The 26,876-nt window shown below is 72.3% G+C and carries 25 protein-coding genes and 1 pseudogene; 11 read left to right on the top strand and 15 right to left on the bottom strand.

What is annotated here, in order from left to right; all coding sequences use genetic code 11:
• Positions 1 to 47 precede the first annotated feature (47 nt).
• The 4 genes from OG309_RS21850 to OG309_RS21835 form a co-directional block, all read right to left on the bottom strand.
• Positions 48 to 2,240, bottom strand: coding sequence for a bifunctional serine/threonine-protein kinase/ABC transporter substrate-binding protein (locus OG309_RS21850; protein ID WP_329423138.1), 2,193 nt, complete (start codon positions 2,238 to 2,240; stop codon positions 48 to 50).
• Positions 2,241 to 2,242: 2 nt separating this feature from the next.
• Positions 2,243 to 4,495 carry a bifunctional serine/threonine-protein kinase/ABC transporter substrate-binding protein gene (locus OG309_RS21845; protein WP_329423137.1) on the bottom strand — a complete coding sequence of 751 codons (2,253 nt, stop codon included), beginning with the start codon at positions 4,493 to 4,495 and terminating at the stop codon, positions 2,243 to 2,245.
• Entirely contained in the window at positions 4,492 to 5,307 is an 816-nt protein-coding gene (locus tag OG309_RS21840; RefSeq protein ID WP_329423136.1) for a hypothetical protein, read from the bottom strand. The genes OG309_RS21845 and OG309_RS21840 overlap by 4 nt, the downstream gene beginning before the upstream one ends.
• Before the next feature lie 85 nt (positions 5,308 to 5,392).
• A complete protein-coding gene (locus OG309_RS21835; RefSeq protein WP_329423135.1) occupies positions 5,393 to 5,785 on the bottom strand; it encodes a winged helix-turn-helix transcriptional regulator in 393 nt (130 codons plus the stop codon).
• 94 nt (positions 5,786 to 5,879) lie between these two features.
• Here OG309_RS21835 and OG309_RS21830 point away from each other — a divergent pair, with 94 nt between their 5' ends.
• Both OG309_RS21830 and rarD read left to right on the top strand, forming a co-directional pair.
• On the top strand, positions 5,880 to 6,746 hold the full coding sequence (locus OG309_RS21830; protein ID WP_329423134.1) for an NmrA family NAD(P)-binding protein: 867 nt from the start codon (positions 5,880 to 5,882) through the stop codon (positions 6,744 to 6,746).
• A 106-nt stretch (positions 6,747 to 6,852) separates the two neighbouring features.
• The gene (rarD, locus tag OG309_RS21825) at positions 6,853 to 7,854 is read left to right on the top strand and encodes an EamA family transporter RarD (protein WP_329423133.1); all 1,002 of its coding nucleotides are present in this window, start codon (positions 6,853 to 6,855) and stop codon (positions 7,852 to 7,854) included.
• Between the two features lie 10 nt (positions 7,855 to 7,864).
• Here the strand turns inward: rarD and OG309_RS21820 are convergent, their stop codons facing one another.
• Positions 7,865 to 8,185: a DUF6401 family natural product biosynthesis protein gene (locus OG309_RS21820; RefSeq protein ID WP_402545449.1), complete on the bottom strand. Its 321-nt coding sequence runs from the start codon at positions 8,183 to 8,185 to the stop codon at positions 7,865 to 7,867.
• Between the two features lie 51 nt (positions 8,186 to 8,236).
• On the opposite strand from OG309_RS21820, the gene OG309_RS21815 reads away from it, so the two are divergent.
• Positions 8,237 to 8,692 carry a VOC family protein gene (locus tag OG309_RS21815; RefSeq protein ID WP_329423132.1) on the top strand — a complete coding sequence of 152 codons (456 nt, stop codon included), beginning with the start codon at positions 8,237 to 8,239 and terminating at the stop codon, positions 8,690 to 8,692.
• A 4-nt stretch (positions 8,693 to 8,696) separates the two neighbouring features.
• Entirely contained in the window at positions 8,697 to 9,494 is a 798-nt protein-coding gene (dapB, locus tag OG309_RS21810; RefSeq protein ID WP_329423131.1) for a 4-hydroxy-tetrahydrodipicolinate reductase, read from the top strand.
• A 98-nt stretch (positions 9,495 to 9,592) separates the two neighbouring features.
• On the opposite strand, the gene OG309_RS21805 is transcribed toward dapB, so the two are convergent.
• From OG309_RS21805 to OG309_RS21795, 3 genes are read right to left on the bottom strand one after another with little or no spacing between them, the layout of a single operon-like run.
• Positions 9,593 to 10,105, bottom strand: coding sequence for a DUF1203 domain-containing protein (locus tag OG309_RS21805; protein WP_329423130.1), 513 nt, complete (start codon positions 10,103 to 10,105; stop codon positions 9,593 to 9,595).
• Between the two features lie 38 nt (positions 10,106 to 10,143).
• Positions 10,144 to 10,332, bottom strand: a complete 189-nt coding sequence (locus OG309_RS21800; RefSeq protein ID WP_329423129.1) for a DUF397 domain-containing protein — start codon at positions 10,330 to 10,332, stop codon at positions 10,144 to 10,146.
• Positions 10,329 to 11,195, bottom strand: a complete 867-nt coding sequence (locus OG309_RS21795; protein WP_329423128.1) for a helix-turn-helix domain-containing protein — start codon at positions 11,193 to 11,195, stop codon at positions 10,329 to 10,331. The genes OG309_RS21800 and OG309_RS21795 overlap by 4 nt, the downstream gene beginning before the upstream one ends.
• Positions 11,196 to 11,335: 140 nt before the next feature.
• Here OG309_RS21795 and OG309_RS21790 point away from each other — a divergent pair, with 140 nt between their 5' ends.
• Positions 11,336 to 11,788, top strand: a complete 453-nt coding sequence (locus OG309_RS21790) for an ATP-binding protein (protein WP_329423127.1) — start codon at positions 11,336 to 11,338, stop codon at positions 11,786 to 11,788.
• Between the two features lie 35 nt (positions 11,789 to 11,823).
• A complete protein-coding gene (locus OG309_RS21785; RefSeq protein WP_329423126.1) occupies positions 11,824 to 12,363 on the top strand; it encodes a hypothetical protein in 540 nt (179 codons plus the stop codon).
• 148 nt (positions 12,364 to 12,511) lie between these two features.
• Here the strand turns inward: OG309_RS21785 and OG309_RS21780 are convergent.
• Positions 12,512 to 12,652, bottom strand: a pseudogene (locus OG309_RS21780) (beta/gamma crystallin domain-containing protein); the annotation flags it as partial.
• Between the two features lie 168 nt (positions 12,653 to 12,820).
• Between OG309_RS21780 and OG309_RS21775 the strand changes: the two are divergent.
• On the top strand, positions 12,821 to 13,537 hold the full coding sequence (locus tag OG309_RS21775; RefSeq protein WP_329423125.1) for a DUF4232 domain-containing protein: 717 nt from the start codon (positions 12,821 to 12,823) through the stop codon (positions 13,535 to 13,537).
• Positions 13,538 to 13,570: 33 nt separating this feature from the next.
• Here OG309_RS21775 and OG309_RS21770 read toward each other — a convergent pair whose 3' ends face one another.
• Positions 13,571 to 13,978, bottom strand: coding sequence for a VOC family protein (locus tag OG309_RS21770; protein WP_329423124.1), 408 nt, complete (start codon positions 13,976 to 13,978; stop codon positions 13,571 to 13,573).
• A 586-nt stretch (positions 13,979 to 14,564) separates the two neighbouring features.
• Here OG309_RS21770 and OG309_RS21765 point away from each other — a divergent pair.
• Entirely contained in the window at positions 14,565 to 15,872 is a 1,308-nt protein-coding gene (locus OG309_RS21765) for a M28 family metallopeptidase (protein ID WP_329423123.1), read from the top strand.
• An 89-nt stretch (positions 15,873 to 15,961) separates the two neighbouring features.
• Here the strand turns inward: OG309_RS21765 and OG309_RS21760 are convergent, their stop codons facing one another.
• Positions 15,962 to 17,125, bottom strand: a complete 1,164-nt coding sequence (locus OG309_RS21760) for a LolA family protein (protein WP_329423122.1) — start codon at positions 17,123 to 17,125, stop codon at positions 15,962 to 15,964.
• Between the two features lie 125 nt (positions 17,126 to 17,250).
• Positions 17,251 to 18,261, bottom strand: coding sequence for a polyprenyl synthetase family protein (locus OG309_RS21755; RefSeq protein ID WP_329423121.1), 1,011 nt, complete (start codon positions 18,259 to 18,261; stop codon positions 17,251 to 17,253).
• Between the two features lie 196 nt (positions 18,262 to 18,457).
• Between OG309_RS21755 and OG309_RS21750 the strand changes: the two genes are divergently transcribed.
• Both OG309_RS21750 and OG309_RS21745 read left to right on the top strand, forming a co-directional pair.
• Complete coding sequence (locus OG309_RS21750; protein ID WP_329423120.1) at positions 18,458 to 19,963, top strand: peptide MFS transporter; 1,506 nt, start codon at positions 18,458 to 18,460, stop codon at positions 19,961 to 19,963.
• Between the two features lie 21 nt (positions 19,964 to 19,984).
• Positions 19,985 to 22,003, top strand: a complete 2,019-nt coding sequence (locus tag OG309_RS21745; RefSeq protein ID WP_329423119.1) for a CocE/NonD family hydrolase — start codon at positions 19,985 to 19,987, stop codon at positions 22,001 to 22,003.
• Positions 22,004 to 22,127: 124 nt separating this feature from the next.
• Here OG309_RS21745 and OG309_RS21740 read toward each other — a convergent pair whose 3' ends face one another.
• Entirely contained in the window at positions 22,128 to 23,414 is a 1,287-nt protein-coding gene (locus OG309_RS21740) for an LPXTG cell wall anchor domain-containing protein (RefSeq protein WP_329423118.1), read from the bottom strand.
• A 290-nt stretch (positions 23,415 to 23,704) separates the two neighbouring features.
• Here OG309_RS21740 and fahA point away from each other — a divergent pair, with 290 nt between their 5' ends.
• Complete coding sequence (gene fahA, locus OG309_RS21735; RefSeq protein ID WP_329423117.1) at positions 23,705 to 24,934, top strand: fumarylacetoacetase; 1,230 nt, start codon at positions 23,705 to 23,707, stop codon at positions 24,932 to 24,934.
• 59 nt (positions 24,935 to 24,993) lie between these two features.
• On the opposite strand, the gene OG309_RS21730 is transcribed toward fahA, so the two are convergent.
• Positions 24,994 to 25,818 carry a dioxygenase family protein gene (locus OG309_RS21730; protein ID WP_329423116.1) on the bottom strand — a complete coding sequence of 275 codons (825 nt, stop codon included), beginning with the start codon at positions 25,816 to 25,818 and terminating at the stop codon, positions 24,994 to 24,996.
• Positions 25,819 to 25,859: 41 nt separating this feature from the next.
• Positions 25,860 to 26,804: a helix-turn-helix transcriptional regulator gene (locus OG309_RS21725; RefSeq protein ID WP_329423115.1), complete on the bottom strand. Its 945-nt coding sequence runs from the start codon at positions 26,802 to 26,804 to the stop codon at positions 25,860 to 25,862.
• Between the last annotated feature and the right edge of the window lie 72 nt (positions 26,805 to 26,876).

Below are 26,876 nucleotides of genomic sequence, written 5' to 3'. Positions count from 1 at the left end.
GCGTCCGGCCGCGCCGCCCGCTGACCGCGGACCGTCCTGGTCCGCGGTCAGCCGCGTTTCGCCGCGGCCGCGAAGGGACCCAGGCAGCGAGGACGGCCGGATGTGACCTTCCAGAGGGTCGCCCACCCCTCGAGCGAGGGAGGCGCGGCGTCGTTGGACCTGGAGTCGTAGGACTTGGCCACGCCGCGGTACACCCGGTCGTTCTTCATGAACACGGTGGCCATCGCCTCGACCGGACGGTCCGCGTTCCTCGTGAGGGCGGTGCGCAGCACCTGCCCCGTCCAGAACAGGACGTCGTACGACTCCACGGCGAACCGGTCGATCTGGTCCGTGGCCGCGAGCTTCCAGCGCCTCCGGTACGCGGCCGCGAACGCCTTCGCAGTCGGGACCGTGTCGGGATCGGTGTAGCCCGCCCCGAAGTACCAGCCCTCGGCTGCCGGACCCGCCAGGGCGAGGAACTCAGGACCGAACGCGCCCTCGACGCTTCCACGCGGCCCCTGGTACCCCTGCTGCCGCAGTGCCTTGGCGCACCCGGCGGCCCGGCGCGGCGAGTTTCCCACGTACATCACGCCCGTCGGGGAGGTGGCGAGCGCGGCCCGGACCGCCGGGCCGAAGTCGTCGTCGTCCGCCGCGACCTGGTGCACGGTGACCGTGCCGCCCGCGGGAGGCGACTGCCGCAGGCTCTGGGCGGCGAGCCACGCGTAGGCGCCGGCTGCCTGGTCCTCGATGACGGCGGTGCGGTCCCGGCGGTGATCGGTGAGGTAGCGGCCGAAGGGCACGATCATCGCCTGGGCGGGGGGCCGTACCTCGAAGTACGTGCGCAGGTCCGGCGTCTGGCCCCGGATCGTCGTCCCGGCGGGAACGGACGCCACCACGCTCAGCACCGGCACCTTCGCGTTGACCAGCGCCTCCGCCGCGGAGACGGCCGTGTCGGGGGTGGTCGGGCCGAACACGGCCACCAGGTTCGGATCCTTCAGCAGGGCCCGGGCCCCGGCGGCGGTCCGCTTCGGGTCACCGCCGTCGTCCGTCACCTTGAGCACCAGGTCGAAGGGCCGGTCCGCGCGGGCGTTGAAGGTCTCCATGGCGAGGCGCATCCCGCGTTCCTGCGTGTTTCCGTCCGCCCTGCCGGAGCCGCTGAGGTCGGTCAGCACGCCGAGCGTGTACGCCGCTCTCTTCGCCCCCGTGCTCGCGCCGGCCCCCGCCCCGGTGGCCCGGTCACGGGAGAGCAGCCAGGCGGCGAGGCCGCCCGTGCCGGCCACGGCCCCGGCTCCGGCTCCGGCGAGGACCAGGAAGCGGCGCCGGGAAGTCCCCTGCGGCTCCCCCGGGTCGAACAGGGTCGGTTCGGCGACCGGCAGGTCCAGGACCCGCGAGGAGCGCTGGGCGATCAGCGCGGGCAGGCCCGGCGGCAGCCAGTCGCCCGCCGCCGGCCCCTCGTACGGACCGAGCGCGTCCCGCACCTCGGCGGCGCTCGGCCGGCCGCCGGCGTCCTTGGTGAGGCAGGCCTCGACCAGGGGCAGCAGCGGTGCGGGCAGGCCGTCGAGGTCGGGCTCCTCGTGGACGGTGCGGTAGACGACCGCGGCCACCGCGCCCGTGCCGAAGGGGCGGCGGCCGGTCAGCGCGTACGCGAGGACGCAGCCGAGCGAGAACACGTCGCTGGGCGGGCCGACTTCGCCCGCACCCAGGAAGCGGGCCTGCTCGGGGGCGAGGAAGCCGGGGGTTCCGATCATCGCGTCGGTGGCGGTGAGCGCGGTGGCGCCGTCGGCCCGGGCGATGCCGAAGTCGATGAGCCGGGGCCCGTCGAGGGCGAGGAGGACGTTGCCGGGCTTCACGTCGCGGTGGACGAGCCCGGCGCCGTGCATGTCGGCGAGGGCGTCGGCGAGCCGTGTGCCGAGGGCCCGTACGGTCGGCTCGGGCAGCGCGCCGCACAGGGCGACGGCCTCGGCGAGCGAGGGTCCGGGCACGAACTCGGTGGCCAGCCACGGTTCGCGGGCCTCCGGGTCGGCGCCGAGGACCCGGACGACCCACCGGCCGGTGATCTGTTCGGCGGCCCGCGCCTCGCGGCGGAAGCGTTCGCGGAAGCCGGGGTCGGCGGCGTGCTCGGCGCGGATCAGCTTGAGCGCGGCGAGCGCGCCGCCGGCGGACCGGGCGAGGTAGACGACGCCCATGCCGCCGGTGCCGAGCCGCCCGAGCAGCCGGTAGCCCGCGATGACGGACGGGTCGGCCTTCCTGAGTCGCTGCACCGTCAGCTCTTCTTGTTCTGGGGCTCGGCCGGGGCGGCGCTGATGAACTTGTAGGCCCCCTTCTGCACGCCGTAGATGAAGGTGCCCACGCCCCTGAGTTCGCCGTGGTCGTCGAACTGGTAGCCGCCCATGGCCCCGTGCTCGTACTTCTGCTTGCGCAGCGCCTGCCACAGGCCCTTGCGGGTGAGCGGGCCCTTGGCGGCGTTCGCGGAGAGCCAGGACGTGACCAGCTCGACCACGTCGAAGGACTCGCCGGAGTAGAAGTCCGGGGTGGTGCCGTAGCGCTTGCGGTAGGCGTCGAGGAAGTCCTGGGTGACCTTGCGGTCGGCGGGCTTCAGCTTGGCGTCGGCGGCCCGCTGGACGGGGTCGACGACGGGGGCACAGACGAACCAGCCCTCGGCGGCGCTCCCGGCCTCCTTCAGGAATCGCGATCCGAAGACGTGCTGGCCGGTGAACCGGGGCCCGGTGAAACCGAGTTCGTTCAAGGCGCGTGCCGCGAGCACGGCCGTGGACCGGACACCGCAGTGGATGTAGGTGTCGATGCCGGCGTCGATCATCTCGCCGATGACCCGGCGGTAGTCGGTGGCCTGGCCGGGGATCACCCGGAAGTGCGGCTTGAGACCGGCCTGGTCGAAACCGAAGCGGGCGCCTCTGACGTACTGCCAGCCGTACTGGTCGTCGGTGCGTTCCTGGAGGATGCCCGGACGGCGGACCTGCGGCAGCAGCGTGGTGGACCAGGCGAGGAAGGCGCCCGCCATGAAGTGGCTCGGGATGGCGCGCAGCACCGTCGTGTTCGGGGGGCCGGACTCCCCGCGCAGGGTGAAGAGGTTGTAGCCCGCCGAGGTGGTGAGCAGCGGCACGCCGGCCTCCTCGAAGGCGGGAAGCGCGGCGATGCCGGTGTCGTCGGAGGTGGGGCCGAGGACGGCGATCACGGAGGGGTCGGAGGTGAGCCGGCGGGCGACGGCGAAGGCGCCGGCGCGGTCCCCGCGGTCGTCGGCGACCTTGAGTTCCAGGGTGAAGGGCTTGCCCTTGTGCACGGCGTTGAAGCGCTCGACGGCGAGCCGGGCGCCGCGCTCCTGGGCCCGGCCGATCTCCTGGGCGGGGCCGGACAGGTCGGCGAGGACGCCGATGCTCCAGGTGTTGCGGGCCTTCGGCGCCGGGGCCTTCGCGTCGTCGGCGCCGTCGCGCCGTGAGTTCCACAGGGCGAACGCACCGCCGCCCGCGGCGAGTACGGCGGCACCTGCGCCGAGTGCCAGGAAGCCGCGCCGACTGGATGCGGCTGGGGCGGCCGGGTCGGTTCCGGGCGCTGTCGGGTCGATGTCGGGGAGCGCCAGCATGGCCGCCGAGCGGACCGCGATCGTGGTGACGACGGGTGCCGGCAGCCAGTCGGCCGCGTCTCCGGGGGTGTCCTCGGTCAGCCGGTCGGCGACCTGCTCGGCGGTGGGGCGTGCGGCCGGCTCCTTGGCGAGGCACTGCCGTACGAGGTCGAGCAGCGGGTCCGGTACGCCGTCGAGGTCGGGCTCGTCGTGGACGGTCCGGTACAGCAGCGCGTCCAGGGTGCCGGTGCCGAAGGGCGGTCGTCCGGTGGCCGCGAAGGCCAGGAGGCAGCCGAGGGCGAAGACGTCGGAGGCGGGGCCGATCTCGGCGGCGCGGGCCTCGGCCTGCTCGGGGGCGAGGAATCCGGGGGTGCCGACGACCATGTCGACCGAGGTGAGACCGGTCTCCCCGGTCGTGCGGGCGATGCCGAAGTCGATCAGCCGAGGCCCGTCGGCCGCGAGCAGGACGTTGCCCGGCTTCACGTCCCGGTGGACGATCCCGGTCGCGTGCACGGCGGCGAGCGCGCGGGCGACGGCGCCGCCGAGGATCCGTACGCTCCGCTCGGGCAGCGGTCCGTGCGCGCGGACCGCCTCGCCGAGGGAGGGACCCGCCACGAAGGCGGTCGCCATCCACGGCTCGGGCGCGTCGGGGTCGGCGCCGGTCACGGGGACGGCCCAGGGGCTGACGACCCGGCGGGCGGCCTCGACCTCGCGGCGGAAACGGGCTCGGAAGTCGGGCTGGTCGGCCTGGTCGGCGTGGGTCACCTTGACGGCGGCGAGCGCGCCGGTGTCGGTGCGGCCGAGGTAGACGACACCCATGCCGCCGGCGCCGAGGCGGCCGAGGAGCCGGTAGCCGGCGAGGGCGGAGGGGTCGGAGGGGAGGAGCGGCTGGAGGCCGGCGGGGTCGGTGCCGCCTGCGGGCTGAGGCGTCGAGCTCATGACGCGGCTCCCATCTGCTTCCTGACACGTTCTTCCATGGTGACCTGGGCCTGGGTCAGGACGGAGGTCACGTCCTTGGTACGGCCGGGGGCTCCCTTGACCACGGTGGCGACGGTGACCTGCCCGATGCGGGCCTCGTACCAGCTGTAGGGCTGCCCGCCCTTGAAGGCGTCGTTCAGGTACGTGCCCTGCTCGGAGAGGGAGTCGGTCGAATGGGCGTTGCCGGAGGTGCCGTAGGGCATGCCGAGGGACCCGAGGCCGGTGATGCGTTCGCCCTCGCGCAGTTGCTGGTCGGGGCAGCGCAGCGCCTCTTCCAGGGTCTCCGCCATCTCCCAGTCGGCGTCGGACTCGGTGCGGTGGATGGTGACGGTCGCGGCGACCCGCAGCGGCCCCTTGCCGTCGGCGGCCGGGATCTCGCTGTACGCGGTGACGCTGGCCAGGACGGAGGCGGGCGGCGTCTCGACCTCCCACGCGCAGTTCGCGTCGAGGACCGGCCAGGAGTCCGGGGCGCTGAGGTAGGGGTTGCGCTTGACGTAGCCGGGCCCCCACGATTCCGGCCCCGCCACGATCGCCAGTGCCAGACGCCGGGCCTCGGCGACGTTCTTCGGCACGCGCTTCGGGTTCACGGTGAAGTCGAGAGCGGTGCGCGAAGGGCTCGGGGCGGCGGTCGTGCTCGCGGCCGGGGTCTTCCGTGGCGCTTTCCCGTCGCCCCCGTCGTCCCCCCCGCCTCCCGACGAACAGCCCGCCAGGAGCGCCACGCTCGCCACCACCACGGCTCCGGTGCGCAGCACCTTTCCGCCTGTGTCCCTCACGATTCCCCCACGGTCGCTCACACGATCCCCCGGTCGGTGAAGGAGATCGTACGGCCCCGGGGATCAACTCGCCCGGGCTACAACCTCATTGGGACGCCCCGCGCACCGTGTCGTAACGCGCGCGGGCCTCCTGGACGGCGGGGAGCCGGCGCTCGGTCCACTGCGCCAGCGCGGCGACCTGCTCGGCGGCCTCGCGGCCGAGGGCGGTGAGGCTGTAGTCGACGCGCGGCGGGATCACGGGTTGGGCGTCGCGGTGCACGAGGCCGTCGCGCTCCAGGGTCTGGAGGGTCTGGGTGAGCATCTTCTCGCTGACCCCGCCGACCGCCCGGCGCAGCTCGCCGAAGCGGTACGAGCGCTCCAGCAGGGCGATGAGGATGAGCACGCCCCAGCGGCTGGTGACGTGCTCCAGGACGCGCCGCTCGGGGCACATCGCGTCGACCACGACGGTCCGCCTGACTCCGTCCACACTTACTTCCATACCAGTACCTTACTTCAAAGTGGGTACTTACGAATAGTTAGCGCCAGTCGTACGGTGAGTGGAGATTCGCTTCCCCCGACCCCAGGAGCACCCCATGAGCATCGTCGTCACAGGAGCCACCGGTCAGCTCGGCCGCCTCGTCATCGACGCCCTCCTCGCCGCCGTCCCCGCCGGGCCCGTCGCCGCGGTCGTGCGCGACAAGGCGAAGGCCGCCGACCTGGCCGAGCGCGGGGTGGAGCTGCGGATCGCCGACTACAGCCGCCCGGAGACGCTGGCCGGCGCCTTCGAGGCGGGCGACCGGGTGCTGCTGATCTCGGGCAGCGAGGTCGGCCGGCGGGTGGCGCAGCACACCGCCGTGGTGGCCGCGGCCCAGGCCGCGGGCGTCGCCCAGCTCGCCTACACCGGCATCCTCGGGGGGCCCGAGGCCGACTTCCTGCTCGCCGAGGAGCACAAGGCGACCGAGCGGGCCGTCCTCGACTCGGGGCTGCCGTACACCTTCCTGCGCAACGGCTGGTACACCGAGAACTACACGGCGAACCTCGCGCCCGTGCTGGCCCACGGCGCCGTCGTCTCCAACGCGGGCGAGGGCCGGATCGCCTCCGCCTCCCGCGCCGACTACGCCGCCGCGGCCGCCGCCGTCCTCACCGGACCGGTCGAGGAGCACCTGAACCGGGCGTACGAGCTGAACGGCGACGTGTCCTGGTCCCTCGCCGAGTACGCCGCGGAGGTCGCCCGCCAGTCCGGCCGGGAGGTCGCGTACACCAGCGTGCCCGCCGAGGCCCATCGGGAGATCCTCACCGGCGCCGGGGTGCCGGCGCAGTTCGCCGAGATCCTCGTCGACGTCGACCGGGCCGTCGAGCACGGCGCGCTCGCGAGCCGCGGCGACGACCTGACGCGGCTGATCGGCCGCCCGACCACCCCGATCGCCGAGACGATCGGCGCCGCGCTCGCCGGTGCCTGACCGGCCCCCAAGATCCGTCAGGACCGTATGGCGATACGGACATGACAGCCTGCCCCGTGCGGCGCTACCTTCGACGGGACAGCGCGGCGCGGGGCGGGGAGGTTCGGTGAAGGACGACAACGAGGCCCGGACAGGGCTCATCTACGGGATCGGCGCCTACGGGATGTGGGGCCTGGTCCCGCTCTTCTGGCCGCTCCTCAAGCCCTCGGGCGCGGTCGAGATCCTGGCCCACCGGATGGTCTGGTCGCTCGCGGTCGTCGCCCTCGCGCTGCTCGTGATGCGCCGCTGGAGCTGGCTGCCCGAGCTGATACGCAGCCCCCGCAAGCTGGGCCTGATCACCATCGCCGCGGCCGTCATCAGCGTCAACTGGGGTCTGTACATCTGGTCCGTCAACAACGGCCAGGTCGTCGAGGCCTCGCTCGGCTACTTCATCAACCCGCTCGTCACCATCGCGCTGGGCGTCCTCGTCCTCAAGGAACGGCTGCGGCCCGCCCAGTGGACGGCGGTCGGCGTCGGCTTCGCGGCCGTCGTCGTGCTGTCCATCGGCTACGGGCGCCTGCCGTGGATCTCCCTCACGCTCGCCTTCTCCTTCGCGATCTACGGCCTGGTGAAGAAGAAGGTCAACCTCGGCGGCGTGGAGTCGCTCGCCGCCGAGACGGCCGTGCAGTTCCTGCCCGCGCTCGGCTACCTCCTCTGGCTCGGCACCCAGGGCACGCTCACCTTCGGCGCCCACGGCACCGGCCACGCGGCGCTGCTCGCGGCCACCGGCGTGGTGACCGCCGTCCCCCTGATCTGCTTCGGCGCCGCCGCCATCCGCGTCCCGCTCTCCACGCTGGGGCTGCTCCAGTACCTGGCCCCGGTCTTCCAGTTCCTGCTCGGCGTCGTCTACTTCCACGAGGCGATGCCGGCGGAGCGCTGGGCGGGCTTCTCGCTGGTGTGGCTGGCCCTGACGATCCTGACCTGGGACGCCCTGCGCACGGCCCGCCGCAGCCGGGCGGCGGTGGAGGCGGCGAGCCGGGAGGCGGCCGCCGCGGCGGCGTCCGCGACGCCGTCCACGCCGCTCGCGGCGGCACCCGTCGCGCCGCAGCCGGCGGCCGACCCCGCCTAGGGCCGGGCTCCTACGGGGCGGCGTCCAGCAGGTCGTGGTCCCGGATCAGCCGGCAGACGGCGGTGAGCCGCAGCGTGGCGAAGTCGTGGCCGGCCGGTTCGACCCAGTCGGACCCGCTGAGCCAGTCGGTGAAGCCGAGGACGTAGTCCCCCAGCTCCTCCCGGCGGACGGTCCGGCCCCGCGCCCCGCGCTGGGCGGGGAGCAGGGCGTCGCACCCGGCCGCCGCGTGCTGGTCGAGCGCGGCCACGAGCCCCGGCTCGGAGGAGCACCAGAACGAGATCGCGGCGGCCCGCGAGGCGTACGACGCGCGGGAGCCCGCCGCCTGAGCCACGCGGGCGCGGGCTCCCACGGGCTGTCGGACCCCTCCCGTATAAACGCATCCATGACCACTCCTGTGCACTGGAAGCTCGTCGTCGACTGCGCCGACCCGCATGCCCAGGCCGCGTTCTGGGCCGCCGCGCTCGCCTACCGGGAGGAGGACCACAGCGAGCTGATCGCCACCCTGCTGGCCGCCGGTGCCGTGCCGCCCGAGGCCACGCTCACCGTCCACGGCCGCGCCGCCTGGCGTGACCTGGCGGCCGTCCGGCACCCCGACGATCCCCACGACCCGGCCTCGGACACCGGCCTCGGCCGCCGCATCCTCTTCCAGCGCGTCCCGGAGCCGAAGACCGTCAAGAACCGCCTCCACATCGACCTGCACCCGCAGGCGGACAGCCGGGAGGCGGAGGTGGCCCGGCTGACGGACCTCGGCGCCTCGACGCTGCGGGAAGTGGCCGAACCCGGGGGGAGTTGGGTCGTGATGTCGGACCCGGAAGGCAACGAGTTCTGCGTACATTGACCGCATGATCCGAGTCTGCTTCGCCGGAGTCACCGGCTGGACCGCCCCGCCGATCCTCGCGGGCATCGCCCACGCCGCCGACCTGGAGCTGGTCTCCGGGGTCTCCCGGTCGGCCGCCGGACGCCCGCTGGCCGAGGTGACGGGGGTCCGCTCCGAGGGCACGGTGCACGGCTCGGTCACCGAGGCCCTCGCGGCCGCCCCGGCGGACGTGCTGGTCGACTACACCAGCGCCTCCGCGGTACGGGCGAACGTGTGGGCGGCGGTCGAGGCGGGCGTCCACGTGGTCGTCGGCTCCAGCGGTCTCACCGCCGAGGACTACGCCGAACTCGACGCCCTGGCCCGCGCGCGGGGCGTCGGGGTGATCGCGGCGGGCAACTTCTCCGTCATGGCCGCGGTCCTCGCCCGCGCCGCCGAGCTCGCGGCGGAGCACCTGGACCACTGGGAGATCATCGACTACGCGAGCGCCACCAAGCCCGACGTGCCGAGCGGCACGGCCCGGGAGCTCGCCGAGACCCTCGGCAACACCCGCACCCCCGGACAGGGCGTCCCCCTGGCCGAGTTGCACGGCCCGGTCGAGGCGAGGGGCGCGGACGTGGCGGGCAGCAGGGTGCACTCGGTGCGGCTGCCCAGCTTCGTGGTCAGCACGGAGGTCGTCTTCGGCGGCGACGGCGAGCGCCTGGCCCTCCGCCACGACGCGGGCGCGACCCCCGACCCGTACACGGCGGGCACGCTGCTCGCCGTGCGGCGGGTGGGCGAGGCGGTGGGCGTGCGGCGGGGGCTGGGGTCGGTGCTGTTCGGCTAGTGCCAGGGCGGTGCGCGGGGCCTCCGCCGCCGAGGTCACGTGCACGAGCGTCGCCACGCCACGGATGCCGGGCCCGCTCCGGACCTCGTACCGCCGTGTCAGGCGCGCCGCACCTCGAACTGGAAGCACCCGTATTCGACGGCCCGGACGTGCACGAGGGCGACGGCGGGGTCCGCGAACGCCTCGCCGAAGGCCCGGTCGAAGCCCTCGCCCGCCTCCTCGGGGATCTCCAGGAGCCGCCCGCCGACGATCCGGCCCCGGGCGTCGTACCGGCGCAGGGTCCGCAGCGCGCCGGGGCGGTCGAAGGGGTACGCGGCGGCGTCCGGGTCCGGGCCCCCGCACTCCTCGGCGTGGATGAACACGGGCCCCTGCTCGTCGTACGCGCCCGGCTCGGCCCCCGTCTCGACAGCCCACCGCCGCAGCGGCGCGTACGAGACGAGCGCGATCCGCTCCCCCGCCGCCACCGGCCGCAGACAGCATCGCAGCGGGCTGCCGGCGCCGTCCTCACCCACGGTGTACGGCGCACAGGGCCACCCGGCGTCGTCGGTGCGGCGGAGCTGGGCGAGGGCGGTGGGCGGGATGGGGAGCGCGGTGTACGTGGTCGTCGTCATGCCCCCAGCGTCACGTGCGGCCACCCCGCACGCTGGCGCTATTCGGACGCGAAGCTCAGGAACCCGGCCCAGGCGTCGCGGCCGAACCCGAGACGGGAGCCGTCGGCGTCCTTGGAGTCGCGGACGTGGACGGTGCCGGGGGTGCTGGCGACCTCGACGCAGTCGTTGCCGTTGCCGCTGTCGCTGTAGCTGCTCTTGAACCAGTCCAGCTCGGGGTTGCGGATCATGTCTCTCCCAGCAGTTGCTCGATGAAGTCCCGTGACTCCGCAGGAGTGAGGGCCTTGGACCGGATGATGCCATAGCGCAGATCCAGGATCCGGAGCCGTTTGAGGTCGGAGACCGGGCGGCCCCCGAAGTCGCCGTCCATGCGTCCGACCGCCGTGCCGTCCCCGAACTTCAGAACTGCGATCCGACCTCCGGTAGCGGGATGATCGGCGCGATCGGTCGGCATCACCTGGATCTCGACGTGCGGCAACTCACTCACCTCCAGCAGATGTTCGAGCTGGCGACGCAGCACCATCCTCCCCCCGATGGGACGTCGCAACGACACCTCCTCCTGGATGAAGCTGAACTCCGGCGCGGGGTCCTTCTCCAGCACCGAGCGGCGGGCCACCCGCGCCGCCAGGTACCGCTCCAGCTCCTCCAGGCCGTACGCGGGACGCCAGGTCCGCATGATCGCTCGCGAGAACTCCTCGGTCTGCAACAGGCCGTGGACGTTGAAGTTGGAGTAGAGGCAGAACTCGACCGCGCGTGCTTCCAGCTTCGCCAGGTCACGCACCTGCTTGGGATAGCGAACCTCCTCCACGTCCTTCTTCATCGCAGAGATCAGCCCGCCCGCGCTCAGCACCTCGTCCGACCTGTCCAGGAACTCGGGGCGTGGGATGCGCGCTCCGCGCTCGACCTTGCGCACCAGGTCCTCGCCGTAGCCGATCCGCTCCCCTAGCTCGACCGCCCCCAGCCCCTTCGCCTCGCGCCACAGCTTGAGCTGGCGCCCGACCGCGGCGACGACCGCCGCACCCGACTCGTCGCCGGGCTCGACCTCCCAGCCCGCGTCCTCGGTTCCCGTGCCGTCCACCTCGTCCACGCCCATGCGCGCACCTCCTCCGACGGAGCCCTTCCCGGAGCGTCGCGCGGGACAGTCGGGACAGGACCGGACAGCCGCGGGACAGTAACCGTACGTAAGGGCATGTTCGATGGGCAGCGTAGGCAGCCGCCGCCACGCTGGGCGACATGAACGAAGAACCCACCCAACTCTTGGCATCCGTACGCCAATTCGGAGTCCAGCTCTCCGCCACCCGCCGGGGCGCCCGACTGGCCCGGCTGCTCGCCGTGGAGCAGCTGCGTTCCTGGGGACTGGCGTACGTGGCGGAGCCGGCCGCCCAGATCGTCGCCGAGCTCGCCGCGAACGCCGTGACGCACGGCCATGTCGCGGGCCGGGACTTCCACCTCGCGCTGTTCGCGCAGGAGGACGTGCTGCGGATCGAAGTCACGGACACGCGGGGTGACCGACTGCCCCGGCCCGGGCGTCCGGGCGCGGCCGAGTCGGGGCGCGGGCTGCTCATCGTCGAGGGACTGGCGCGGGGCTGGGGCGTGCGGACCGGGCCCGTGCCCCGGAAGACGGTGTGGGCGGAACTGGACTGCCGCGAGAGCGAGCCGGAGGCCGCCCAGGTACGGAAACTTTAGTTTCCACAAACGACTCTGGGAACTATAGTTGTCGCATGATGGTCTCTGAGATCACCCCGGAAGAGCAGGCAGAGCTCGAACAGTCCCTGTACGACATCTTGAATCCCCTGGCCTCGGCCATCCGCTCCCGAGAGACCGGGCTGGCGCCGGAACGCATGTGGGACGCGGACCCCGTCGACGTGACACTGTCCGTCCTGGCCGCCTGGAAGGTGATGGATGCCGAGGTGCGGCGGCTGACCGCCCAGGCGGCGGCGACCGCCGGCTCCTACGGCGCCAGTTACGAGCAGCTGGGAGCCGTCTGGGGCATCACCCGACAGGGCGCGCGCAAGAAGTGGCCCGATGCCGTCAGGCGCCCCGCACCCACGACAGCGGGCAAGAGCGCGCTCACGCTGTTCGGAGGGACTGCCGAGCTGGTGCCGTCGCCTTCCGGCGAGTGGGGCTGGACGGGCGTGGGCGCTGACGGAGTGCCCGGCACGGTCGCCGGCGAGACGCTCTACGCCACCGCCGAGGAAGCAGCGGCCCACGCGGGCGCGTTCCTCAAGGAACACGCTCTCGGCAGCGGCGATCAGCCCTAGAGGCCGTGCGCGGTACGCGCCGGGGAAGGAAGCGGAAGGACGTTCCGGACGGCGGACCGCGAAGCCCCCGCAGGGGACGGCACCAAGAGGCCGCCGTCCCCGCGAGGGGTGTTCGCCGAAGGGATCGGAGCGTCAGGACATCACGACATCACAGGATCTCGATGTCCTTTACCTGCGGCGGGCGGCTCGGGAACGTGATGTCCGTCCAGCGGTTGATGCGCACGGAGTCGCCGTTGACGTCGTAGCAGATCAGGTCGTTGTTGCCCGTGGAGATCCTGTCGACCCACCAGCTAGGGCCACGGCACCCGGACCAGGGGTACGGCCGCCACGTACCAGAACGTCAACAGAACTGTGGCGCCGGTGAGTTACGGGCACGGCGTGCCGCACAATCGGTCTGCCCGCACAGTGCGTCTCAGCGCTTCACGGGGCATCACCACAGTGTCACCAGGGGGAAGAAATGAACGCTGCCGTCCGCAAGAACCACAGAGGTCCCGCCCGTCGGCGGAGCTACGCACTCGGCGCCGTGGCGGTCGCCGCGCTTATGGCGACCACCGCGTGCGGGCCCGGCTCGGGCGATGCCGCCGCCGACGGCGGAAAGCCGTCGGACCGGCCGAGCGCCACGGACTCGACCGGCCCGACCGGGTCGCCGAGCCCGTCGGATGCGAGCGCGCCGCCCAAGGCGAGCCCCAGCACCGGCAAGAGCGGTGGCAACGGCGGCGGTGACGGCGGCTCCGAGACCGGTCTCTGCACCCACCAGGACCTGTCCTTCTCCGCGACGAAGTACGACGCGAAGGGCGAGCCGGTCCGGCACCTCATGCTCGTCGCCACCAACACCAGCGGCAGGAAGTGCGACCTCCAGGGCGCCCCCGAGGTCACCCTCGGCAACGCGAAGGGCCCGGCCCCCGTCAAGCGGGAGACCGACCCGGGCGAGGTCCTCACGCTCGCGCCCGGCGGCAGGGCGTACGCCGGCCTGCTCGCGACCGGCGGGCACATGGACACGTACGACGTGACGTACATGAAGATCGGCCTCGGCAGCCCGGGGGGCGAGGCCGAGCCGGAGAAGCCGGTCGCCCTGCCGATGCCGGTCAGGTCCTTCCCGGCGGACGACGGTCAGCGCGTCACGTACTGGGCGGGGACGGAGGGTCTCGCCATGCGCCCGGTGACCCGGTCCTGACGCACCTCGCCGACGGGCCGTCGCGGTTCGGCATCACGCCTGGGTGATGTTGACCATCCAGGAGATGCCGAACCGGTCCACACACGCGCCGAACACGTCGCCCCACATCTGCTTCTCCAGGGGCACGCCGATCGTGCCGCCCGCCGAGAGCTTCTCCCAGTAGCCGCGCAACTCGTCGGCGTCGTCGCCGCCGAGGCTCAGCGAGACGTCGTCGCCGGGGCCGTACGGCATCCCCGGCGGCGTGTCGCTGGCCATCAGGACGTAGCCGCTCGGGCTCTGCAGCGAGCTGTGCATGACCTTGCCGGCCAGCGACGGCTCGGGAGCGCCGTACTCGCCGAAGGTCCGCACCTCCAGCGTGCCTCCGAAGACCTCCCGGTAGAACTCCATCGCCTCGCGGGCGTTGCCGTCGAAGCGGATGTAGGGGTTGAGTCGCGAAGCCATGGAAACCTCCGAATGCGGACGAAAGGGGGTTATCTCGACAACCAGGGCCAATGTAGCGAGTTCCGTCGCCGGAATCGCGCGTGCGGCACAGAGCGGACTCATGAGCCCATGGAGGGACAGGACCTGCCGAGGCGTCAGTTTCCCGGCAAGGGCGAGGGCGTCGCCCGTCCGTCCCCGAAGGATCCGGCAGGTCCGGCACCCTCGCGCGAACCGGCGCGGAGGCGTCCTCGAACCGGGCGCTCGGAATCGGCGGCGGCGCGATCGCGCTGGGCCTCGGCTGCCTCGCGGGCGTCGCCGCGCACCGCCGGCGCCGGCAGGTCTGAGCCCTCGCCCAAGGGACCCGCAGATGCCCTGGTCGCGCCAACTCCCGGACCCCTGAATCCGGTTGGCGGACGACGACATCCGCGACACCTTGTTCGAAAATCGAACTGACGTGACCGAATTCCGCCCTTGACGCGATGTCAAACTCTCGCTGAACATTCGTCACACACAGCGCAACCGCACAGCTCCAACGCCTCGTACCACCCACGGTGCGAGGCGCTCGTACGTTCCGTACCATCCCCAGTTCGGAATCCGGAGCCCCCACATGAAGCTCTCCGCGAGATTTTCCGCTGCCGTCGGCGCCTCCGCGCTCGTACTCGGCGCCTTCACCGGGGCGGCCCCTGCCGCCTCCGCCTCGGAGCAGGCGGTCACGCCGCCCGACATCTCCGTGGCCAACGTCAAGCAGCACCTCACCGACCTCCAGTCGATCGCCACCGCCAACGGCGGCAACCGGGCCCACGGCCGTACCGGCTACAAGGCCTCGATCGACTTCGTGAAGGCCAAGCTGGACGCGGCCGGGTACACCACCACGCTCCAGTCGTTCAGCTACAACGGCGCCACCGGCTACAACCTGATAGCCGACTGGCCGGGCGGCGACCCCAACCAGGTCGTCATGTCCGGCTCGCACCTCGACTCGGTCACCGCCGGGCCCGGCATCAACGACAACGGGTCCGGCTCCGCCGGCATCCTGGAGGCCGCGCTCGCCGTCTCCCGCGCCCAGCTCCAGCCCACGAAGCACATCCGCTTCGGCTGGTGGGGTGCCGAGGAGTACGGCATGGTCGGGTCGAAGTACTACGTCAACAACCTGCCCGCCGCCGAGCGTTCGAAGATCACGGGCTATCTGAACTTCGACATGATCGGCTCGCCCAACCCGGGCTACTTCGTCTACGACGACGACCCCACGATCGAGCAGACCTTCAAGAACTACTACGCCGGCATCGGCGTCCCCACGGAGATCGAGACCGAGGGCGACGGGCGCTCCGACCACGCGCCGTTCAAGAACGTCGGCATCCCCGTCGGCGGGCTCTTCTCCGGCGCCGACTACACCAAGACCGCCGCCCAGGCGCAGAAGTGGGGCGGCACCTCGGGCCAGGCGTTCGACCGCTGCTACCACTCCTCCTGCGACACCACGGCGAACATCAACGACACCGCCCTGGACCGCAACGCGGACGCCATCGCGTACGCGATCTGGAATCTCTCGAGCGGTTCGACGACCCCGCCCACCGGCACGGTCTTCACCAACGACACCGACGTGTCCATCCCGGACAACGGCGCCGCGGTGACCTCGTCCGTGACCGTCTCCGGTGTGACCGGCAACGCCCCGGCCAGCCTCTCGGTCGGCGTGAACATCGTCCACACCTACATCGGTGACCTCGTCGTCGACCTCATCGCCCCCGACGGCTCGGTCTACAACCTGCACAACCGCGCCGGCGGCAGCGCCGACAACATCAACCAGACCTACACCGTCAACGCCTCCTCCGAGGTCGCCAACGGCGTCTGGAAGCTGCGTGCCCAGGACAAGGCCTCGATCGACACCGGCTACATCAGCCAGTTCAAGCTGACGTTCCCCTAAGGCCCGAAAACTCCCGGGTGGGTCGGTGACCATCGCCCCCGACCCACCCGGGGTCCCAACCGGCCGGTCCCACCGGCCTCACGCGTCCGCTACTTGGACGCGTTCGCCGTGTCCACCAGCTTCTGCGGGGTCACCGCGCCGACGTAGACCTTGCCGTCCTCCGTCATCAGCGCGTTGACCAGCTTCGTCTTGAAGACCGTGCCGGAGCCGAACTTCCCGCTCACCTTGTCGCCGAGCGCGTCCAGGAAGCCCTGGACCTCCTTCGGCGCCTCGTCCGTCTTGGGCGCGGGGGCGCCGGAGTCCAGCTTGGCGATGGTGGTCCAGCCCTCGCCGATGACGTTCACGGCGCCGTCCTTGCCGTTCGTCAGGTCGCCGAAGCCGCCCAGGTCGGCCAGGCCGCCGAAGGGCTTGTCGACACCCTCGTGGGCGCCCTTCTCCGCCGCGCCCTCGGTCACCTTCGCGCCCTTCGGGGCCTTGAAGTCGAAGGCCGACGCCTCCGGCTTGCCGAAGTCGACCTTCGTGAAGCCCGCGTCGACGACCGGCTTGCCGCCGTCGACGGAGGCCAGCGTGAACTTCAGCGGGGTGCCGGTCTGCGCGTCCACCGAGATCTTGACCGACTCGACCATGGAGCCGGACTGCTTGGGCTTGATCACCAGCTGGTACGCGTCCCGGCCGGCCACCTTCGCCGTGCCGCCGACGGTGATCGAGGTGGTGTCGCCGGCGGCCTTCAGGACCTCGTCGGCGAGCTCCTTCGGGGTGCCGGGGAGCTTGGTGTCCTCCGTCTTCGGGCCCTTGCCGTCCGCCTTCTCGTGGAAGACCTCGTTCGACTTGCTGTCGTACGCCCAGACGTCGTTCCCGTTGTGGACCAGGCTGTACTCGTCGGAGCCGTCCAGCAAGGTCAGCTTCTGCCGGTCGGGGCCGTCCGCCGCGAGCCGCAGCGTGTGCGAGCCGGAGACCAGCTGGGTCAGCTTGTCCGCCGGGTCGGCCGACGAGGAGCCGGACGGGGCGGGGAGCAGGCCCGCGAAGGACGGCAGGCCCAGGTCGGTGCTGATCTTGAACGTGCCGGACAGGGTCTGCGTGTCCGAGCCGGCGATCTTCTCGATCAGCTGCTGCGCGGTGATCTCGGGCAGGTCCGGGTCGCCCGACGCCGCGAGAGCGGGGACGAGGCCGATCGTCGCCGCCGCCACCCCCGCCACCGCGACCGGGACGACGTAACGGCTCGCCTTACGCTGACGGTTTTCGTTCGTTGCCATGGTCTGCGCTACCTCCGTGGGCACCTTGGTCGATGGATCCATCTCACCAAACCGGCGGCTCGGAAACGTCAGCCCTCGGGATCAACCTGGAGTACCCCTCCAGGATGACCCCACCCCGAGAACCCCTAGCCCGCCCGGTGCACCACGGCGTCGCACATCTCCGCCAGCGCCGACTTCGCGTACCCCTCGGGCAGCGGTGCCAGCATCGCGCGGGCCTCCTCCGCGTAGCGCACGGTGTCGCGGCGGGCCTGCTCCAGGGCCGGGTGGACCCGCAGCCGGCGCAGCGCCTCGGCGTGCCGGGCGTCGTCGGTGAGGTCGCCGTCGACGAGGGCGACGAGCTCCAGGTCCTCCGGGCGCCCGTGGGCCGCCGCGGCGGCGCGGAGCCGGAGCACGGGGAGGGTGGGGATGCCCTCGCGGAGGTCGGTGCCGGGGGTCTTGCCGGACTCGTGGGAGTCGGAGGCGATGTCGAGGACGTCGTCGGCGAGCTGGAAGGCGACGCCGAGCCGCTCCCCGTACTGGGTGAGGATGTCGACGACGCTCTCGTCGGCGCCGGACATCATGGCGCCGAAGCGGCAGGAGACGGCGACGAGCGAGCCCGTCTTGCCGCCGAGCACGTCGAGGTAGTGGTCGACCGGGTCCCGGCCCTCCTGCGGGCCCGCGGTCTCCAGGATCTGACCGGTCACGAGCCGTTCGAACGCCTCGGACTGGATGCGTACGGCCTCAGGTCCGAGGTCCGCCAGCGTGTGCGAGGCGCGGGCGAAGAGGAAGTCACCCGTGAGGACGGCGATGGAGTTGCCCCAGCGGGTGTTCGCGCTGTCGACACCGCGGCGCACGTCCGCCTCGTCCATGACGTCGTCGTGGTAGAGCGTGGCGAGGTGGGTGAGCTCGACGACGACGGCCGAGGGCACCACGCCCGGCGCGTAGGGGTCGCCGAACTGGGCGGCGAGCATCACGAGCAGCGGCCGGAACCGCTTGCCGCCGGCCAGCACCAGGTGCTGGGCGGCCTCCGTGATGAACGGTACGTCGCTCTTGGTGGCGTCGAGGAGGCCGGCCTCCACCGCCGCCAATCCGGTCTGGACATCGGCTTCGAGAGCCTGGTCCCGCACGCTAAGACCGAACGGCCCGACGACGGTCACGAGGGGGTCTCCTGTCTGCTGACGCCTGCTGACGCTGTCCTTGACGCTGTCCGAACCACACGCCATCACTCGGATTGTCGATGTGTCGGTCGATTCACTCAAGCCAGCGTATCCGGTCACGTTTCGATCACCGTGGGCGCCTTCCCGTCACCCCCGGTATGTTCGTGATCAGCTCATACGACCAGGAGTGCACGTTTTGTCCCGAACAGCGATCGACACCGACACGAACGGCGAGCAGCCGCCTCCCGAGGACGACGCCGCCTTCTTCGGGCAGCCGAGGGGTCTGCTCACCCTCTCCGGCCTGGAGGTCTGGGAGCGCTTCTCGTTCCTCGGGATGCAGGCGATCCTCGTCCTGTACTTCGCCGACACGGTCGCGAACGGCGGCATGGGCATGGACCCGGGCACCGCCGCCTCGGTCTCCGCCGCGTACGGCACCCTCGTCTACCTGGTCTCCGTGGCCGGCGGCTGGCTGGCCGACCGGATCCTCGGCTCGTACCGGGCGGTGCTCTACGGCGGCATCCTGATCGCCTGCGGCCACTACGCGATGGCCGTCCCCACCGGCGCGATGACCTGGGTCGGCCTCGGCCTGATCAGCGCCGGCACCGGGCTGCTCAAGCCGAACGTGGCCACCATGGTCGGCAAGCTGTACCGCACCGACGACGAGCGCCGCGACGCCGGTTTCGCGCTGTACTACATGGCGATCAACATCGGCGCGTTCGCGGGCCCGCTGATCACCGGCTGGCTCGGCGACCACAAGGGCTGGCACTGGGGCTTCTCGGCCGCCGCGATCGGCATGACCTTCGGCCTGATCCAGTACGTGGCGGGCCGCCGTCACCTGGCCGGGCGCAAGCACTCCGCCGAGTACGCGCTCGCCCCGGAGGCCCTGCGCCGCGCCGTCCGGATCATGATCGCCGGCGTGCTGGCCGCCGCCGTCGTCGGAGGCGCCCTGGCCCTGGCCGGCTGGCTGACCATGGACCGCTTCGTCGACCTGCTCACCCTGATCTCGGTGATCGCACCGGTCGTCTACTTCTGGGTCATGTTCGCGAGCCCCCGGGTGACCGCCGAGGAGCGGGGCCGCCTCAGGCCGTACGTCGTACTCTTCCTGGCCTCGGTGGCGTTCAACTTCATCCTCTTCCAGGCGTACTCGACGATGATCCTGCTGGCGTCCACCAACGCCCGCACGACCATCCTCGGCTTCGACTTCCCGGCCAGCTGGTACGCCTCCGCCCTCGGCGCCTTCGAGGTGCTCCTGGCCCCCGTGGTGGCCGCCGTCTGGGCGCGGATGGGACCCCGCCAGCCGCACGCCTCCAACAAGATCGCCTTCGGGGTGATCCTCGGCGGCCTGTCGTTCCTCCTGATGGTCCTGCCGACCTCCGGGCACGCCGACGACACGTACCGGATGGCCGCCTGGTGGATCGTCGGCTCGTACCTGCTGCTCGGCCTCGGCGACGTGCTCCTGGAGACCTCCGGGATGTCCGCCACCAGCAAGCTGGCGCCGAAGGCCTTCTCCAGCCAGACGATGTCGCTCTGGTTCCTCTCCCTCGCGCTCGCCAACGGCATCCAGGCCCAGACGGTGAAGCTCTACGACGACGTCTCCAAGCCCGCCTACTTCGCCGTCAACGGCGCCATCGCGGTCGCCGTCGGTCTCGCCGTGATCGCCCTGGCGCCCTGGCTGCGCCGCACCATGCACCCCGTCCACTGAGGCAGCCCTGAGGTGACCCCGATGCCCGCGACGCCGAAGATCCGTACCGACTTCCCGTACGAGACCCGCCACGAGGACATCCGCATCCCGATGCCCGACGGGACACGGCTCTACGCCCGCGTGTGGCGCCCGCTCACCGACGAGCCCGTACCGGCGCTCCTGGAGTACCTGCCGTACCGCCTGACCGACTGGACCGCGCCCCGCGACTGGCAGCGCCACCCCTGGTACGCGGGCCACGGCTACGCCTCCGTACGGGTCGACGTCCGCGGCCACGGCAACAGCGAGGGCCTGCCCGGCGACGAGTACGACGCCCTGGAGCTCGCCGACGGCGTGGCCGTCGTGAACTGGCTCGCCGAACAGCCCTGGTGCACGGGGAAGGTCGGCATGTTCGGCATCTCCTGGGGCGGCTTCAACTCGCTCCAGATCGCCGCGCTCGCCCCCGAGCCGCTGAAGGCCGTCGTGACCGTCTGCTCCACCGACGACCGCTACGACAACGACGTGCACTACATGGGCGGCTCCGTCCTCGCCGTCGACATGCACGCCTGGGCGGCGACCATGCTCGCCTTCGTCGCCCGGCCGCCGGACCCGCTGTACGCGGGCGAGGAGTGGCGCGAGCTGTGGCTGAAGCGCCTGGAGGCCGTCGAGCCCCTCATCCACACCTGGCTCGCCCACCAGACCCGCGACGCCTACTGGAGGCACGGCAGCGTCTGCGAGGACTACTCCGCGGTCAAGGCCGCCGTCCTCGCCGTCGGCGGCTGGCACGACCCGTACCGCGACACCGTGCTCCGGCTGGTCGAGCACCTCCCCCAGGACCGCGTCCGCGGCATCATCGGGCCCTGGTCGCACCAGTACCCGGACCGCGGGCTGCCGCCCGGACCGGCGATCGGCTTCCTCCAGGAGACCCTGCGCTGGTGGGACCACCACCTCAAGGGCGCCGACAACGACGTGATGGCCGAGCCGCTGCTGCGCTCCTGGATCAGCGACTCGCACCCGCCGGCCACCCTGTACGAGGAGCTGCCCGGCCGCTGGGTCACCGACCCCGCCTGGCCCTCCCCGCACGTCACCCCCGTCACGTACGCCTTCGCCGGCGACCCGGTGCCGGTCCGCTCGCCCCAGCAGACCGGTCTGGACGCGGGCCGCTTCTTCCCCTTCGGCAACGACGCCGACCTGCCGCCGGACCAGCGCCAGGAGGACGCCCACTCGGCCTGCTTCGACTTCCTCGTGCCGGACGCCTCCTCCGGGGGCGAACCCATCGACGTCCTCGGCCGGCCCGCCGTCGACCTGCGCCTGCTGGCGGACGCGCCCACCGGCCAGGTCATCGCCCGGCTCTGCGACGTCGCCCCCGACGGCTCCTCCACCCTGGTCACCCGGGGCGTGCTCAACCTCTCCGCCCGCTACGGCCGCGACCGGGCCGTGGAGGCGCAGATCGGCGAAGGGGAGGACGTCCGCTTCGAGCTCAACGGCATCGGCCACACCTTCCCGCCCGGCCACCGGGTCCGGCTGGCCGTCTCCTCCACGTACTGGCCCTGGATCTGGCCCCAGCCCGACGCCGCCGGCTTCACCCTCGACCCGGCCGGCTCCGCGCTCACCCTGCCGGTCCGCGCCCCCACCCAGGACGCCGTCGGCTTCGCCGACCCCGAGCAGTCCGAACCCCTCGGCGTCAGCTACCCCGCCACCCTGGAGGAGCCCCGCCCCGAGCGCCTGGTGGTCCGGGACGTCGCCAAGGGCGAATGGCGCCTGGAGGTCGACCCGCGCTACGGCGGCACCCGCGTCTACCCCGACGGCCTCGAATTCACCGAGGACGCCCTGGAGACCTACACGATCGCCGAGTCCGGCCCGCTGACCGCCCGCACCCGCTCCGACTGGTCGATCCGCCTGCACCGCCCCGAGATGGCCTGGGACGTCACCATCGACACCCGCTCCGAGATCGCCTGCGACGCGGACTCGTTCCTGACCTCGAACGAGGTGATCTGCAAGGAGGGCGGCGAGGTGGTGTTCCACCGCACGTGGGAACGCGCCATTCCGCGCACGGCGGGGTGACGTCCGAGACGGGACAAACGGCTGCCCTCCGCGATCACGGACGCGCCGCACACCGCCTACGACGGAAGGCCCCGATCCCGCGGGACGGAATCGGGGCCACTCTCACACAGTCCGCGTACGGCGCCTACGCGTCCGCGCCGGCCTTGCGCCGCCGCACGAGCACCATCGCGCCCGCGCCGAGCACGACGGCCACGCCGCCCGCGAGGCCGATCGGCAGGGTGGCGGAACCGGAACCGGTCTTGGCGAGGGTGCCGCCGGTGGAGCCGCTCGTCACCGAGGTGTTCGACGAGCCGCCCTGCTGGGTGGTGTTGCCGTTGCCGCCGGTGGTGGAGCCGCCCTTGTCGGTGTCCTTGCCCGGGGCGGGCTTGGTGGGCTTGACGACGGCGAACCCTGCGAAGGCGCCCTCGTCGGTGACGCCGCAAGCGCCGTCCTTGTTCTGGTAGCCGCCGCCACCGGCCAGGACCGCGTCGGCCGCCTTGGCCTTGGCGTCGACGGTGACCTTCAGCTTGAAGTCGAAGGAGCCGCCCGGCTTGACCGCGGAGAGGCTGGAAAAGCCCTCCTCCTCGTCGAATGAGTCGAGCGTCTGCCACTTCGGGCTGTTCACCGAGGACCAAGCCACGCTGAAGTGCTCGTCCTCGCCGTCCTCCATGGAGTACGCGAGCGCCGAGCCGCCGACCTCGTCGAAAGTGAACTTGCCCTTGTTGGTCACCCGCAGGTTGAAGACCGCGCTCGTGCCGGCCGTGACCTTCGCCGGGCCCGTGAGGGTGGTGACGAAGTTCTTGTCGTCCACGCAGTCGTCCTCGCCCGGCTCCTCCTGGGCGTCGGCGAGCTCCTTCTTGGCGGCGTCGAGGGCCTTGAGCGCGTCGGCCTTGGCCTTCTGCGCCTTGCCGATCTTGCGGGAGAGCTCGACGGAGGCGTCGTCGTAGGTCTTGTCCGCGGCCGCGTAGGCGGCGGCCTTGGTCTCGGCGGTGGCCTTCGCCTCGTCGGCGGACTTCTGGGCGTCGTCCACGGCCTTCTTGGCCGCGTCCTTCTGCTCCTGGGTCGCCTCGGCGGGCAGCGCGGCCTGGGCGTCCTGGGCCTTCTTCAGCTCGCCGTCGGCGGTGACCTTGGCGGCGGCGGCCTCGTCGGAGGCCTTCTTCGCGGCGATGCGGGCGACCGACAGCGGGTTGCCCGGCTTGTCGAACTCGTCCATGGCCCGCTGGGCGTCCGAGTCGGCGACGACGGCCGCGTCGTACACGGCCTGCGCCTTGGTGACCGCGAGGCGGAGCTCGTCCAGCGTGGGCTTCTTGTTGCGCGCCTCGGCCGTCGTGCCGGGCTTGGTGTCGGCGAAGGCGGGCGTGGCGGAAAGGAAGACGACCGGGGTGGTCACGGCGGCGGCCACGGCGGTCGCGAGGATGCGACGGATCTTCAAGACGGACCTTGTTCCTGCTGGTCGGAGGAGGGGAAACACGTGGTGGGGGCCGCACCTGCGGGGAACTCACGCGGCGCGACGTCCCCGTGATCGTAGGGCTGGAAACAGCCCCCGGAACAGAGGTCTGAACGCGTTCACCTCGGCACAGCGAACCCACAGCACGGGCAAACCACCTGAACCGGGACAGTTGCCCATGGAGGCCCCACTTTCCGTGTGACACATGTCATCTGCGCCTCGCCGCCCGCCCCGTAACGTGTCCCCCACACACCTGGAAAGCGAGGCAAGCACCGATGCCCGAGCAGAGCCCGCTCGACCTGGCCGAGGGCGATCCCTTCGGCCCGCACAACCTTCCGTACGGCGTCTTCAGCACCGCCGACGAGCCCGACCGGCGCCGGCTGGGCGTCCGGATCGGCGGGCACGTGCTCGACGCGGGGGCCGCGGCACACGCGCTCGGCTCGCCGTACGCCGCGCTGCTCGCCCAGCCGAGCCTGAACCCGCTGCTCGCCGCCGGCCGCACCGCCTGGCGCGACGTGCGCCGCGCGCTCACCGGCTGGCTGACCGTGCCCGCGCACCGGCCGGTCGTCGAGCCGCTGCTGCACCCGCTGGACGCGGTCACGCTGCACCTGCCGTACGAGGTCGCGGACTACGTCGACTTCTACGCGAGCGAGCACCACGCCACCAACGTCGGGCACATCTTCCGCCCCGACGGCGACGCGCTCACCCCGAACTGGAAGCACCTGCCGATCGGCTACCACGGGCGGGCCGGCACCGTCGTGGTCTCCGGCACCGACGTGGTCCGCCCGGCCGGTCAGCGCAAGGCGCCCGCCGACCCGGCGCCGGTCTTCGGGCCGTCCGTGAAGCTGGACATCGAGGCGGAGGTCGGCTTCCTCGTCGGCACCCCGTCCACGCTCGGCAGCCCGGTCGCCCTCGGCGACTTCCGCGAGCACGTCTTCGGCCTGACGCTGCTCAACGACTGGTCGGCCCGTGACATCCAGGCCTGGGAGTACGTGCCGCTGGGCCCGTTCCTCGGCAAGTCCTTCCAGACCTCCGTCTCCGCCTGGGTGACCCCGCTGGAGGCCCTGGACGCCGCCCGGGTCGCGCCGCCCGCCCGCGACTTCGCCCTCCAGCCGTACCTGGACGACGCGGCCGAGGAGGAGCCCGGCGGCTTCGACCTGCGGATCACCGTGACGATCAACGGCGAGGTGGTGGCCGAGCCGCCGTTCTCCACCATGTACTGGACCGCCGCCCAGCAGCTGGCCCACATGACGGTGAACGGCGCCTCCCTGCGCACCGGCGACCTCTACGGCTCCGGCACGGTCTCCGGACCCGAGGTCGGCCAGCGCGGCTCGCTCCTCGAACTCACCTGGAACGGCCGCGACGTCCTCGAACTCCCCTTCGGCAAGCGGACGTTCCTGGAGGACGGCGACGAGGTCACGCTGACCGCCTGGGCGCCCGGACCGGACGGCACCCGGATCGCGCTCGGCGAGGTCACGGGCAAGATCGCGCCGAACGCGGGCTGAGTCTCAGCCGCCCGGGTGCCGCCGCCTCACCGCCGCGGCACCCCGCGGCACCCGCCGCCTCAGGCCGCCCGCCACAGCGCGGGCACCGTCGGCGGCTCCCAGCCGGGCTGGGCCGTGTGCGCCTGCAGGCACACGTAGCCCCGCCCGGCGTAGGTGACCGCGTCCCCCGCCCGGTACACGGTCCCGACGGCCCAGGTGCCCCCGGGCGTCGTCGGCGTCGGAGTCGGCGTGGGCGTCGGGCCGGGGGTCTGCGGCACGTCGAGGACGAAGTCGAACGCCGCCTCCTTGGCTCCGCCCGCGTCCCGCACGTTCATCAGCAGCCGCGCGTCGAAGATCGAGTCCGTGTTGTTGCGCGGCTCGCCCGGGAAGTACAGCTGGGTGGTGAGGATCGGCCGGCCCGGGGCCTGCACCTTGACGTGGAGGTGCCGGGTGCGGCCCGGGTAGAGCCCCGGCACGATCGTGGTGAGCTTGAACGAGCCGTCCGCGCCGGTGAACTGGTGCCCCCGGAAGCGGAAGCCCGTGTTGTCGTACGCGCCGTTGGTGTCGGCCTGCCAGAAGTCGAGCAGCGCCCCGGACACCGGCAGGCAGGCCCGCCCGAAGACGTAGCCGCTGACGGTGAGCCGCACGCCCGGTGTGCCCGTTTCCAACAGGCTGGACCGCAGCGGGGAGTTGGGCTTGAAGTAGGGGCCCTCGATCTGCTCGACGGTGGGGTGGTCGCCGTCGTCGCACTCCGGCGTCAGCGCCGGCGCGACGGTGCCGTCGGTGAGCGTGCGGGCGAGCGCGGGGACGCCCATGAGCACCGTGGGGACGGCCATCCCGGCGGCTATCGCCGCGCGCAGCACGGCCTTCCGGGTGATGTGGCCGGTGCTGGTCTCGCTGTCCATGCCTGCTCCTCGGGTGGGGGGCTGAGCGATCGTCCAGAAACCTAGGCCGGTCCGGGGGCGTCTTCGATGGACGGAACACGGCGGTCGTGGTGCTTTCGGAAGTCCCCCGGGCTCATTCCGGCCTCCCGGCGGAAGAACCGGCTGAAGTACGCGGGGTCGTCGAAGCCGGTCCGGGCCGCGACCTGCCGGACCGACAAGTCGGTCCGGGCGAGCAGCCGTTGGGCCTCCTGGGTGCGCGCCTCCCGGAGCATCCCGGCCGGGGTGCGGCCGAGCGTGGCCCGTACGGCCTCGGTGAGGTAGCCGGGGGTGACCCCGAGCCGCTCCGCGCACTCCCGTACGGATCGGACGCCGTCGGTCCCGGTACGGGCGGCCAGCTGGGCGAACTCCTCGGCGACCACCGCGTGCCGCCCGGGCGACGGCCGCCCGGGCGCGCGGTCCTCGGTGCGGTCGCCGAGGCGGGCCGTACGGACCAGCAGGACGTGCAGCAGCGACCGCAGCACGGTGGCGAAGCCGGCGTCCACCCGCCCGTACTCCTCGACGAGTTCGGCCATCAGGCGGGCGGTGCGGGCGTGTTCGGCGGAGTCGAGGCGGAGCCAGGGGTGTGCGCCGAGGCGGCGGAGGAGTTCCCGGTCGCCGGGGTGGTCGAGGAGGAACTCGGGGGTGAACAGGACGACGGTCCCGTCGAGGTCGCGGGCGTCCTCCCAGTGGTGCACCTGGCCCGGCAGGATCAGGCCCAGGTGCGGCGGGCGCAGCTCCCAGCGGGCCAGGTCGACGACGTGGGTGCCGGTGCCCCGGGTGACGTGGACGAACTCGTAGAAGGTGTGGCGGTGCGGGAACGCGGCCCGGGACATCGGGCCGATGGAGTCGAAGCTGCCGACGGCGAAGGGCACGCCGTCGGGGAGCCGGACCTCCAGGCGGTGCACGGGTAACGCGCCGCGCGGGGGCGGGGCTTCGGGGGTGTCGGGCGACGCGGTGGTCCCGCGCATCGTGCGGCCTCCCTCAACTGGTCGAGACCAATCCGGTCGTTCACGATGACACAGCGACCCGCCGTGGGTCAC

This window comes from Streptomyces sp. NBC_01268, assembly GCF_036240795.1.
In the GTDB taxonomy this organism is placed as follows: Bacteria; Actinomycetota; Actinomycetes; order Streptomycetales; family Streptomycetaceae; genus Streptomyces.
Note: the sequence above shows the minus strand (reverse complement) of the source record. Positions and strands in the feature narration are given on the sequence as shown.

Coding starts and splice junctions, on each gene's coding strand:
- OG309_RS21830 (WP_329423134.1), top strand. CDS start 5,880: ATGAGCATCGTCGTCACAGGAGCCACCGGTCAGCTCGGCCGCCTCGTC.
- OG309_RS21800 (WP_329423129.1), bottom strand. CDS start 10,332: ATGATCCGCAACCCCGAGCTGGACTGGTTCAAGAGCAGCTACAGCGAC.
- OG309_RS21845 (WP_329423137.1), bottom strand. CDS start 4,495: ATGAGCTCGACGCCTCAGCCCGCAGGCGGCACCGACCCCGCCGGCCTC.
- fahA (WP_329423117.1), top strand. CDS start 23,705: ATGCCCGAGCAGAGCCCGCTCGACCTGGCCGAGGGCGATCCCTTCGGC.
- OG309_RS21725 (WP_329423115.1), bottom strand. CDS start 26,804: ATGCGCGGGACCACCGCGTCGCCCGACACCCCCGAAGCCCCGCCCCCG.
- dapB (WP_329423131.1), top strand. CDS start 8,697: ATGATCCGAGTCTGCTTCGCCGGAGTCACCGGCTGGACCGCCCCGCCG.
- OG309_RS21775 (WP_329423125.1), top strand. CDS start 12,821: ATGAACGCTGCCGTCCGCAAGAACCACAGAGGTCCCGCCCGTCGGCGG.
- OG309_RS21745 (WP_329423119.1), top strand. CDS start 19,985: ATGCCCGCGACGCCGAAGATCCGTACCGACTTCCCGTACGAGACCCGC.
- OG309_RS21785 (WP_329423126.1), top strand. CDS start 11,824: ATGATGGTCTCTGAGATCACCCCGGAAGAGCAGGCAGAGCTCGAACAG.
- OG309_RS21795 (WP_329423128.1), bottom strand. CDS start 11,195: ATGGGCGTGGACGAGGTGGACGGCACGGGAACCGAGGACGCGGGCTGG.
- OG309_RS21765 (WP_329423123.1), top strand. CDS start 14,565: ATGAAGCTCTCCGCGAGATTTTCCGCTGCCGTCGGCGCCTCCGCGCTC.
- OG309_RS21730 (WP_329423116.1), bottom strand. CDS start 25,818: ATGGACAGCGAGACCAGCACCGGCCACATCACCCGGAAGGCCGTGCTG.
- OG309_RS21835 (WP_329423135.1), bottom strand. CDS start 5,785: ATGGAAGTAAGTGTGGACGGAGTCAGGCGGACCGTCGTGGTCGACGCG.
- OG309_RS21790 (WP_329423127.1), top strand. CDS start 11,336: ATGAACGAAGAACCCACCCAACTCTTGGCATCCGTACGCCAATTCGGA.
- OG309_RS21770 (WP_329423124.1), bottom strand. CDS start 13,978: ATGGCTTCGCGACTCAACCCCTACATCCGCTTCGACGGCAACGCCCGC.
- OG309_RS21760 (WP_329423122.1), bottom strand. CDS start 17,125: ATGGCAACGAACGAAAACCGTCAGCGTAAGGCGAGCCGTTACGTCGTC.
- OG309_RS21815 (WP_329423132.1), top strand. CDS start 8,237: ATGACCACTCCTGTGCACTGGAAGCTCGTCGTCGACTGCGCCGACCCG.
- OG309_RS21805 (WP_329423130.1), bottom strand. CDS start 10,105: ATGACGACGACCACGTACACCGCGCTCCCCATCCCGCCCACCGCCCTC.